The following is a 9,935-nucleotide window of genomic DNA, read 5'->3' on the forward strand; positions in this document are numbered from 1 at the left end:
CTGGCCATCCTCGCCGCCGCCCTCGGCGTGGGCTGGCCGATCCCTGCCCGGTCGGACACGTTCTCCAGCGCGCCCGGGTCCGCCTACGCCATCGCCAGGCAGACCTGCGCCCGCCAGGGCAAGATCCTGCAGTTGTATTCCGACCAGACCAGCGACAAGGACACGGCCGTCAGCGTCACCGTCAAATCCCGCTGCGTGGCCGCCGCCAAGGTGGGACCCAGGCGCACCGCGAAGCGGCCCAAGCGCGGGCCACGGTGACGGACCCTGGGTCGTCCAGACGGCTTGGCCAGGGAGGCCCGAACCCTCGACTTCGCGGTCCGAGCATGCTGCTGGCGCGGGCCTTTGCAGGATTCATGTTCTTGTTCGCGGTCATTGCAGGCGTGCTCTTCGGTCTGGCGGGCACGCTGGACGACGGGCGCGCCTGGTCGACGCTGGCGGTGTTCTTTGGCTGCGCCGGGGTCATCACCCTCTGGCTCTGGTTCCGCGACAAGGCCCTGCTGGAACGGCGCGTAAAGGCGGGGCCGGGCTCGGAGGCCGATCCGATCCAGAACGTCGTTCAGGGGCTGGCCGGGCTGGTCTTCGTGGCGACCTTCGCCGTGCCAGGGCTCGACGAACGGTTCGGCTGGTCCCAGGCCCCCGCCGCCGTTTCGCTGGCCGGCCACGGGATGATCGCCATCGGCTTCTTGATTGTTTTCCTCACCTTCCGCGAAAACACGTTCACCGCCGGCGCCATCGAGATCGCCGAGGGCCAGCATGTGATCGCCAGTGGTCCCTACGCTGTCGTACGGCACCCCATGTACGCCGGCGCCCTCATCATGATTGCGGGAATACCCCTGGCGCTGGGCTCATGGTTCGGGCTTATCCCGGCGGCCCTCCTGGTCCCTGTCATCGTGTGGCGACTGATGCGTGAGGAGACGTTCCTGGTGGCCCACCTCGCCGGATACAGCGACTATCGCGACCGCGTGCGCTACCGGCTGGCGCCGATGGTCTGGTAGTCGGGGGCGCCGTCCATGAGCGACGAGCGAGCTTCCACCTTGGGTCGAAGGCAGGCTTTGGCGTCTCGGCGAAGAGGGGGCCGCGCGGAGAGGGCCGGCCCCGCGCCCTACCCCGCCTTGGCGAAATAGATCTCGGCGGGTCCCGGGAAGCGGCGTTCGCGCACGTCGTCGGCATAGCGGCCGACGGCGCCGCTGATCTCGCCGCGCAGGTCGGCGTAGCGGCGCACGAACTTCGGCGTCCAGTCGAACAGGCCCAGCATGTCGTCGGTGACCAGGATCTGGCCGTCGCAGCCGGCCGAGGCGCCGATGCCGATGGTGGGGACCGCGACAGCCTGGGTGATCTCGCGGGCCAGCCCCTCGGCGACGCCTTCGACGACGATGGCGAAGACCCCGGCCTCGGCGGTGGCGCGGGCCTCCGCCAGGATGCGGGCGCGCTCGCCCTCGCCCCTGCCCTTGGCCTTGAAGCCGCCGTCCATCAGCACCGCCTGGGGCCTCAGCCCCACGTGGCCCATGACCGGGATGCCGCGCTTCACCAGATAGGCGATGTTGTCGACGATGGTCTCGCCGGCCTCGACCTTCACGGCCTGGGCGCCGGTTTCCTTCATCAGACGAGCCGCGTTCTCGTAGGCGGCCTCCGCGGCGCCTTCGTAGGAGCCGAACGGCATGTCGACCACGACCATGGCCCGGCTGGAGCCGCGCATCACTGCCTGGCCGTGCAGGATCATCATCTCCAGGGTCACGCCGACCGTGTTCGGCAGGCCGTGGACCACCATGCCGAGGCTGTCGCCGACCAGCAGCAGGTCGCAGTGCTCATCCAGCAGCTCGGCCATGGGGGCGGTGTAGGCGGTCAGGCAGACGATCGGCGTCTGGCCCTTGCGCGCGGCGATGTCCGGCGCGGCGAGGCGCCTGACGGCCGACTGGCGATGCGACGACAAACTAAAGCTCCTCGATCACCCGGGTCAGGGTAAAGCCCATGGCGACGATGGCCAGGGCGGAGGCGACCCATACCACAGCCCCTCCGTCGGCGAACCCCGAGACCCAGCCCTCATGCGGGGTGAGCTGGCTGAGCCCCTGTTCCAGCACCTTGGCGCTGTCGCCAGCGCTTTCCACCCGTTGGAAGAGGTTGGACATGATCAGCTGGCTGGCGCCGATGACGCCGCCGGCGATGCCGGCCGCCCCGATCAGCCAGCGGCGCGCGGTCCAGCCGGTGGCCAGACGCCGTTCGACACGCTCGGCGAAGGCCTGCGCGTCCGGCAACTCCGGGACCTCGGCGAACAGGCGCTCGAGGCGGCGCTCGAACTCCATCTCAGCCATTGCCACGCCTCCCTGCAAGACCCGCACTGTCGCCCGGCGCCAGTCGCGCTCGGAGCTTCTCCAGACCACGTTTGACATGGGATTTGACCGTTCCAAGCGGCAGGTTCAAGGCCTCCGCCGCTTCTGCATGGGAAAGCCCCGCCCCGAAACACATGGTGACACACAACCGTTCTGCCGCGCTCAGCCTCTTCATCGCCTCATCCAGGTCGATGGCGGCGTCGGCGTCCGGGGCGGCGGTATCCGGCTCATCGGCGACGTCTTCGGCGGCCGCGCCCAGCCGCCGCTCCTTCTGCAGACGCCGCAGATAGAGGCGCGCGGCGATGCGTTTGACCCAGCCCGCGAAGGTCCCCTCGCCGCGGAATTCGCCGATCCGCTCGAAGGCGGTGAGGAAGGCGTCCTGGGCCACGTCGTCCGCTTCGGCGGCCTGGGCTCCCATCCGGCGCAGCAGGCCGCGGACCGCCGAGCCGTTGCGGCGGACGAGTTCGCCGAAGGCCCGCCGGTCGCCCGTCGCGGCGTGGCTGCAAAGCTCCACGTCGTGCAGGTTGGCGAAGCTGAGGTTGGTTACGCCCGCCATGGGCTGATCCCCCGCTGCCCGCCTATCGGCGTCCGCGGTTGACGAAGTACATGGCGATGAAGGCCAGCCCGATGAAGGCCGGGAAGCAGGCGATCCCGATCAGCGGGAACGTCGCGTCCGGATCCTCGAAACTGAGCGTCCAGCCCATGGCCGCCAGGCCCACGCCGATGCCCAGCCAGATGATGCCGGCGCGCAGATCGCGCTGCGGGGTCGGCGGCGCCTTCACGCCGGACGAGATGGCGTCCACCACCTCGGTCGGCAGGGGCTGGCCCTTCTCGATGGCCGCTTTCAGGGTTTCCGCCATCTTCTGGCGTTCCTGGCTCTGGAAATAGCGCGGCACGATGACGATGGCGGCGATCATGCCGAAGAAAAAGATCGGGATCATGGTCCCGATGACGCCCGGATCCATAGTGGTTCTCCTCTCGATGCAGGCAGGCGGTTCAGCCCGTTTCTGATGAGAAAGAGGCCTGGACGCCCGGCTACAGATGCAAATTCACGGGTGAAATCTTGGTCATGATTCCACGGCGGGGGCGCGCTCGCCCAGCCCGCCCAGCGCGGCCACCGCGCAGAAGGCCACGGCCAGGGCCCAGGCCGAAGGCGCCAGGCGGTCCGACACCGCGATGAGCGCCGGCTGCAGCACCGGCCACAGGCCCCAGAGCGCCACGCCGCCCACCGTGCTCAGACCGCCCAGCAGGGCCAGGTCCTGCAGGCAACGGCGCCGCACGAGCCGTTCGACGACGGCGGCCGAGAAGGCCGGGTCGCGGGCCGGCGGGGCGTGGTGGGCGAACAGCGCCTTCAGGCGGGCGTCAGCAGGCGTCATCTGGAACTCCCAACGCAATCAACAGGCGCGCCCGGCCGCGCGCCACATGGCTCTTGACGGTGCCGAGCGGCAATTCGAGGGCGTCGGCGGCTTCGGCATGGCTGAAATCCGCCGCCAGGCACAGGGCCACGCAGGCCCGCTGGTCGGTCGGCAGCTCGGCCATGGCGGTCTCAAGCGTCAGCCGGTCGTCCAAGGCCCCGGCCGCGGGCACGATCCGCTCGGCCTCGTAGGCGGCGTCGCGGGTGCGGCTGCGGGCGGCGGAGCGGCGGCTGGTCAGGTGCTTGCGGTAGGCGATGCCGCAGAGCCAGGCCCGCACGCTGGCGCCGGCCTTCAGCCGGCCGATACGCGGCCAGGCGGCGAGGAAGGTCTCCTGCGCCAGGTCGTCCGCCAGCGCCCAGTCCCCGCAGGCGCGGCGCAGGAAGGCCCGCACCGCCTGCTGGTGCCGCTCGACGAGACGCGAGAAGGCCTGGGTCGAGCCGGCCTGCGCGGCCGCGACGAGGGACTCGTCGAGGCCCTCCATGTTCATCGGCCAGACTTCATCGGCCGCCGCGGAAGGTGCTCGAGAAGATGGCGCCGAGCAGGTTTCCGACGAACACGAAGCTCATGATGATCGCCACCAGCCGGAACGCGTCATCGGTCCCGGGGATGTCGGCGTATTCCGAGGCGAACCAGAAGCCGGCCGCCACGGCCCCGGTCACGAAGGCCGAGCGCCACTGCCAGTAGGGTCCCCAGCGGTAGTAGCGCCGCCAGGCCCGGCGGCCGTAGCCGAAGGGACCGTACGGCGGATAGGGCGGCGCGCCGGCGCCCCAGGATGGATCGGCCATCGGGTCCTGGGCGGCCTTCACCAGCTCCGGCGGCGGCTCCTTGCCCTGCGCGGCGTAGGTCTTGATCAGCTCCAGGTGGTCGCGGCTGCGCTTGTAGGCGAGCCAGCGGTCCCAGGCGCCGAACACGAAAAAGCCGATCGGGAACAGCAGCCACCAGTAGCTGCGGAAGAAATCGTCGAAATACATGAGCCAGGGCTCCCAGAGACGCGACGCGGAGCCCCTCCCCGGCCGTTCTCATCTCCTAGTCGCCGCGCCCGCCCGCTTTGGATGCGGCGCGGCCAGTATCCTCCCGAACGCGAAGCTTAGCCACGTCGGCCTCGCTGACCCGGCCGGAAGGCGGGCGGCGTGGTCCCGCCCCGGCCCGGTCCGCCGGGCCCGCGGGGATCGCGCCGCGGCGGCCCACCGCGGACCTGAGCCAGACGGGCGGCGATCACCGCCTGGGCCTTCGCCTTGCGGTCGGTCCATTCGATCACATAGCGCGCGAAGGCCTTGGCCTCGGCGGCGTCCGCCGCCGGGATCGGATCGAAGCCCTCCGGCGTGCCCTTGCCCGCCGCCTGGGTGCGCTCGATGAACGGGGTCCAATGCGGATCGAGCGCCTGTCTGGCCCAGGCCGTCCCGGCCTTCTTCGAGGCGATCTGGCCGGTCGACAGCGTGTGGGCCATCCGGCAGTAGAGCCCGACCCAGAACTGCAGCCAGGCGCGGTTGTCGATGGGATGCAGGTCGAGGGCCAGGCAGCGGTCCATGGTCTCGCGCACCTCGGCCTTCAGCGCCTCGGTGGGCACCGGGTCGATCAGTCGCTTGGGATCGGGGCCCTCCAGCGTCACGCCCTTCTCGCGCAGGCACCAGCGGACCACCTGGGTGTTGTCGTGTTCAGAGCGGATGAGATGCTTCGCCCCGTGGTCGAGGTACCAGAAGGGATAGGCCCTGGGCGGGCTGCCGGAGGTCCCTTCGTCCTTCCAGGTCTCGCTCCGGGCCTCGCCGGGCGGGTCGCGCGGGGTCGGCGACCAGCGGCGAAGGATGGCGGCCGGCGCGTAGGCGCCCTCGAGCCCGTGGCGCCAACGCCGATGCGGCAGCTCGTGGATCGCCGCGTGCATCGCCTGGAAGGCGGGCAGCTCGTCCAGGGTGATGTCCCGCTGCGTGACGATGATGAAATCGCAGTCGCTGTTCTCGTTGTGGTCGCCGAGCGCGAAGGAGCCTTGCAGGTAGGCGCCGATAAAGTTGTCGCCCAGCAGGGCCTTGGCCTCCCCGACCAGGTGGGCGAGGACGGCGTTCAGCTCGGGATGCGGCGTGGGCTCGCGCGCGGGGGCGCGGTCTTTGGGATTGGGCATGATGGTTCCAGTCGATGAGGCAGGCGCGGCCACGCGCCAGGCGCGGGCCCGCGGAATCCGGTCGTCGGGCGTCGCGCCCGGCGGGGGACTACTTCAAGCGGCTGGAAATAATCACGGGCGCTCGGGCCTCCATCGAGACGGCGAGGCTAGCCGCGCCCAGGCCGCCGCGCAATGCGCCTCAGCCGAAGATTGCGGCGTATTCCGCGGGCTTGAACCCCACCAGCAGGCCGGCGGCCGTCTCCAGCACCGGGCGCTTGATCATCGCGGGCTGGGCCAGCATCAGGGCGATCGCCCTGGCCTGATCGAGGTCCTGCCGGTCGGCGTCGGGCAGCTTCCGGAAGGTGGTCCCGGCGCGGTTCAGCAGGCGCTCCCAGCCCACCTGCCCGGCCCAGGCCTCCAGCCGCGCGCGGTCGAGGCCCGCCTTCCTGTAGTCGTGGAAATCGTAGGCGACGCCGTGCTCATCGAGCCAGGTCCAGGCCTTCTTCATCGTGTCGCAGTTGCGGATACCGTAGAGGGTGACAGGCAAGGACGGGGTTCCTCCATGACGAAGACGTCGAAGATCGAACTCAGCAAAGAGACGCGCGAGGCGCTGGCCCGCGCGCTCAAAGACTATCTCAAGGACGAACTGGAGGTGGAGATCACCGGATTCGGCGCCCAGTTCCTGCTGGATTTCATCGCCGAGCGGATCGGACCCCGGTTCTACAATCAGGGCCTGCAGGACGCGCAGGTCCTGTTCCGCGCCAAGGTCGAGCTGATCACCGAAGCGATCTACGAGCTGGAGACGCCGGTGAAGGACGTCTGAGTCCCATGCGTCAGGCGGCGATCAGGCCGGGGGCGTTGCCGGCCCTTGCGGGGGAAACACCAAACCGCGGTTGTAGCGCGGCCCGGGGGGCCGTCGCCATGGCCTGGGAGGCCGGACTGCTCTAGATCGGCAGGATTCGCCGCCCCCTGCCGCGCCCGAGGTCGCCGCCCGCTCGTGAAACGATCCCTCCCAGATCTGGTCGAGCTGGTCAGCAATCAATCGAGGACCGTCGCCTATGAGCTGGTCGATCCCTTCGCCCATCTGATGACCGTGATGCGGGAGACCTGCGGCGGCGACCTGGAGCGGGCGCTGGTCATGGTGGTGATCATCCTACAGTCCAGCCGGCATCCCGATTTCCGCAAGCTCGAAACCGTCGCCCCGGAAGGTCACGGCGCCCTGCCCGGCTTCGGCACCAATGTACGCTCCATCGCCGACTCCACCGGCATCCCCAAGGAGACCGTGCGGCGCAAGACGCGGCAGTTGCTCGAGGCGGGCTGGGTGGCCCGGGAGGGCAACACCTTGCGCTACAGCCTGGAAGGCTACCGCGCCGTAGCCCCGGCGCGCGACGCCCTGATCCGCATGTATGCGCAGGGCTATCAGGTGTTCCAGCGGCTGGCGGCCGAGGACTAGGCGCGGCCGTTTGCGGAGCCGCCAGGCTTCGCCGAGCCGGCAGACCCACCCGGCCCCCTCGCCGCGGGCGCGACCCGGCGGCCTGCGCCTGCCCAAGCCTCGCCGAGGCGATCTACGAGCGGGACAAACCGGTCGGCCGACGCGACGTTGTCCTTTCGGCCGGCGCCGCTAAACCTGCAGCCTCAGCGTGGGGGGGCGACATGGCCGCTTGGTCGGGCGGATATTTCACGGACGTCCAGTACACCAACCACTTCTATCCGCAGCTGGCCCCGGGGTTCATGGCCTTTGCCTGTCTGCGCCAGGGGGTGCGCCCGCCGGCGCTTGGCCCGGGCGCGCGATACCTGGAGCTGGGCTGCGGCCAAGGCTACGGCCTCAATCTGCTGGCCGCGGCGAACCCGGGCATGGCGTTCTGGGGCGTCGACTTCCATCCCGGGCAGATCGCCAACGCAGAGCGGCTGGCCGACGCGGCAGGGCTTTCCAATGTCACCTTCGCGGACCTGAGCTTCGCGCAACTGCTGGCCCTGCCGGACGACCGCCTGCCGCGTTTCGAGGTGATCGCCCTGCATGGCATCTACAGCTGGGTCGACGACGCCCGCCGCGCCGAGATCGTGCAGATCCTCGACCGGCTGCTGAAGCCGGGCGGCCTGGTCTATGTCTCCTACAACTGCCTGCCCGCCTGGGCGCCCCTGATTCCGCTGCAGCGATTTGTGGCCGAGCACGTGTCGCGCGGGACCGGCGAGGCCGAGACCCGCGTCGTGGCCGCCCTGCAGGCGGCGCTGCAGATGATCGAGGACAAGGCCCACTATTTCGCCAATGCGCCCTCGGTGAAGCCGGCGATCGAGCGCGCGCTGCGGCAGCCGGCCGCCTACCTGGTGCACGAATATCTGCACGAGGGCTCCAAGCCGCAGTTCCACGCCGATGTAGCCCGCGAGCTCGCGGGCGCACGGCTGGCCTTCGCCGCCACGGCCAACGCCGTCGACGACATCGTCCACCTCGCCGCGCCGCGGACACTGCAGACGGCGATCCGGGAAACGTCGGACCGAATCTGGCGCGAGACGCTGCTGGACCACGCCAGCCACAAGCCGTTCCGGCGCGATATCTTCGTGCGCGGCCGCAACGTCCTGCCGAGGCAGGAGATGAGCGACCGGCTGAACCAGGTGCGTTTCGCGCTCCTGATGCCGGCCAAGGACGTGTCGCTGGAGTTCCCGATCCCGGCCGGGCGGTTGACCGGCGATCCGGGGGTCTATGGGCCGATCCTCGACGCCCTGGCGGAGGCGCCGCGCTGCTACGGTGAACTGGCGCAACTGCCGAGCGTCTCGAAAGCCCCGCCCACCGTGCTTTACCAGGCCATCGCCCTGCTCGTGGGGAGCCGCAAGATCCATCCGGTCTCCGAGGCGGCGGACGGCGGCGAGACGGCGCGGGCGTTCAATCGCGCGGTGCTGAGCCGCCATGCCCATGAGCCGACCCCGGGACACCTGGCCGCTCCGCTGATCGGAAGCGGCGTCGAGGTCAACGCCGCCGAGGCGCTGGTGCTGTGGGATGTGGCTGAGGGGAAATCCGATGCGGCGGTGATCGCCGGGCTCGGGGCGGAAGAGATGGCCAAGACCGGCGCGCCGCGGCCGAAGGACGGCAAGGCGCCGGCCGAGCCGGCGGGCATCGAAGCCGAGCGCCAGGCGCGCATCGCCGGCTTCATCGAGGCCAAGCTGCCGCTCTACCGCAGGCTCGGCGTGGTCTGACCCGACGACGCCCGCAGTCGGCGCGCGCCCAACAGCGAAGCTCTAGGCGGGCGTCCTTGGATCGGCGACTTCAAACACATCACGAATGCCGTCTTCCAGCAGTCGGACCGCCTTCTCCAGGGCGCCGAGTTGTCCAGCCCGCACGATCGCGACGGACATGCGCAAGTCGAATGATGGCGGTCGCAACACTTCGACCGTGCCGAGAGAATTGTTCCTGGCAATGAAGCTCGCCGGCAGTAGTCCGAGTCCATATCCCGCCTGAACGAACGCCAGCTGCAGGTGCACGTTGTGGATTTCAGCCGCGATCATGGGGGTGCAGCCGGCGCGCTCCATATGATCGATGAGGGTTGCCCGCAGGAAGCACCCAAGCGGATTGAGCACCCAGGGCGCTCCGCCCAAGCTTTTCCAATCGCCGTCGACCTTGCCTGCCGTGGCTTGGACGATCTCCGCGCGGTCCGTCGCGATGATATTCGTCAGAAGTGGTGGAGGCGCGGTTCTGCCCACAGGCAAGACCACGACGGCAACATCGAGTTCACCCGCGAGCAGCCGGTTGAACAATCCGCCGTTGAACTCGCTCAACAGCTGCAGTCTGAGCTTTGGGTATCTTTCCGTCAGCGCCTGAATCGGTTCGACGAGAGTCCCCACGGCCAAGGGATGCGTGAGCCCGATGCGCAGGAGGCCGTGAGGTTCGGCGTCGGTCGACGTCAGGGATTTCAGCGCCTCGGTCCGCTGCAGCAGATCCCGGGCTTGTTCGAGCACCCTGGAGCCCAGCGCGTTCAGGCGCGGCGGCTTGACCGAACGGTCGAGCAGCTCGGCGCCCAAGCCAGCCTCCAGCCTCTGCAGTTGCCGGGTGATCGCTGATGGCGTTCGGAACAGGCGATCGGCGGCGCCGGCGATGGACCCGGCCTGGGC

General features: G+C 69.6%; 15 protein-coding genes. 5 read left to right on the plus strand and 10 right to left on the minus strand.

From position 1 onward, the window contains the following. Positions 1-258 (plus strand): hypothetical protein (locus tag VGT80_RS15925; protein ID WP_327457514.1); only part of this gene is annotated, 258 nt, incomplete at its 5' end. Between the two features lie 65 nt (positions 259-323). Further along, the gene (locus VGT80_RS15930) at positions 324-995 is read left to right on the plus strand and encodes an isoprenylcysteine carboxylmethyltransferase family protein (RefSeq protein ID WP_327457516.1); all 672 of its coding nucleotides are present in this window, start codon (positions 324-326) and stop codon (positions 993-995) included. Positions 996-1,102: 107 nt separating this feature from the next. Here the strand turns inward: VGT80_RS15930 and panB are convergent, their stop codons facing one another. The 9 genes from panB to VGT80_RS15975 all read right to left on the minus strand — a co-directional run bounded on the left by panB (position 1,103) and on the right by VGT80_RS15975 (position 6,381). Continuing rightward, on the minus strand, positions 1,103-1,930 hold the full coding sequence (gene panB / locus VGT80_RS15935) for a 3-methyl-2-oxobutanoate hydroxymethyltransferase (protein ID WP_327457518.1): 828 nt from the start codon (positions 1,928-1,930) through the stop codon (positions 1,103-1,105). A 1-nt stretch (position 1,931) separates the two neighbouring features. Continuing rightward, complete coding sequence (locus tag VGT80_RS15940; RefSeq protein WP_327457520.1) at positions 1,932-2,309, minus strand: hypothetical protein; 378 nt, start codon at positions 2,307-2,309, stop codon at positions 1,932-1,934. Beyond that, positions 2,302-2,883, minus strand: a complete 582-nt coding sequence (locus VGT80_RS15945) for an RNA polymerase sigma factor (RefSeq protein WP_327457522.1) — start codon at positions 2,881-2,883, stop codon at positions 2,302-2,304. The genes VGT80_RS15940 and VGT80_RS15945 overlap by 8 nt, the downstream gene beginning before the upstream one ends. 22 nt (positions 2,884-2,905) lie before the next feature. Further along, positions 2,906-3,292, minus strand: a complete 387-nt coding sequence (locus tag VGT80_RS15950; protein WP_327457524.1) for a DUF6249 domain-containing protein — start codon at positions 3,290-3,292, stop codon at positions 2,906-2,908. Between the two features lie 102 nt (positions 3,293-3,394). After that, positions 3,395-3,703 carry a hypothetical protein gene (locus VGT80_RS15955; RefSeq protein WP_327457526.1) on the minus strand — a complete coding sequence of 103 codons (309 nt, stop codon included), beginning with the start codon at positions 3,701-3,703 and terminating at the stop codon, positions 3,395-3,397. Further along, positions 3,690-4,229: an RNA polymerase sigma factor gene (locus VGT80_RS15960; RefSeq protein ID WP_327457528.1), complete on the minus strand. Its 540-nt coding sequence runs from the start codon at positions 4,227-4,229 to the stop codon at positions 3,690-3,692. The genes VGT80_RS15955 and VGT80_RS15960 overlap by 14 nt, the downstream gene beginning before the upstream one ends. Before the next feature lie 10 nt (positions 4,230-4,239). Continuing rightward, a complete protein-coding gene (locus tag VGT80_RS15965; protein WP_327457529.1) occupies positions 4,240-4,713 on the minus strand; it encodes a hypothetical protein in 474 nt (157 codons plus the stop codon). Between the two features lie 116 nt (positions 4,714-4,829). Continuing rightward, positions 4,830-5,855 (minus strand): nucleotidyltransferase domain-containing protein, encoded by a 1,026-nt coding sequence (locus tag VGT80_RS15970; protein ID WP_327457531.1) that lies wholly within the window; start codon positions 5,853-5,855, stop codon positions 4,830-4,832. A 178-nt stretch (positions 5,856-6,033) separates the two neighbouring features. Beyond that, a complete protein-coding gene (locus tag VGT80_RS15975; RefSeq protein WP_327457533.1) occupies positions 6,034-6,381 on the minus strand; it encodes an ArsC family reductase in 348 nt (115 codons plus the stop codon). Positions 6,382-6,396: 15 nt separating this feature from the next. On the opposite strand from VGT80_RS15975, the gene VGT80_RS15980 reads away from it, so the two are divergent. The 3 genes from VGT80_RS15980 (at position 6,397) to VGT80_RS15990 (ending at position 9,023) form a co-directional block, all read left to right on the plus strand. After that, the gene (locus tag VGT80_RS15980) at positions 6,397-6,657 is read left to right on the plus strand and encodes a DUF2164 domain-containing protein (protein WP_327457535.1); all 261 of its coding nucleotides are present in this window, start codon (positions 6,397-6,399) and stop codon (positions 6,655-6,657) included. Positions 6,658-6,831: 174 nt separating this feature from the next. Continuing rightward, positions 6,832-7,287: a hypothetical protein gene (locus VGT80_RS15985; RefSeq protein WP_327457537.1), complete on the plus strand. Its 456-nt coding sequence runs from the start codon at positions 6,832-6,834 to the stop codon at positions 7,285-7,287. Positions 7,288-7,487: 200 nt separating this feature from the next. Next, positions 7,488-9,023, plus strand: a complete 1,536-nt coding sequence (locus tag VGT80_RS15990) for a class I SAM-dependent methyltransferase (RefSeq protein ID WP_327457539.1) — start codon at positions 7,488-7,490, stop codon at positions 9,021-9,023. Positions 9,024-9,065: 42 nt separating this feature from the next. On the opposite strand, the gene VGT80_RS15995 is transcribed toward VGT80_RS15990, so the two are convergent. Then, on the minus strand, positions 9,066-9,935 hold an 870-nt coding region (locus tag VGT80_RS15995; protein WP_327457541.1), incomplete at its 5' end, for a LysR family transcriptional regulator.

Origin of the sequence: Phenylobacterium sp. (genome assembly GCF_035944335.1) — a bacterium.
Taxonomy (GTDB): domain Bacteria; phylum Pseudomonadota; class Alphaproteobacteria; order Caulobacterales; family Caulobacteraceae; genus Phenylobacterium.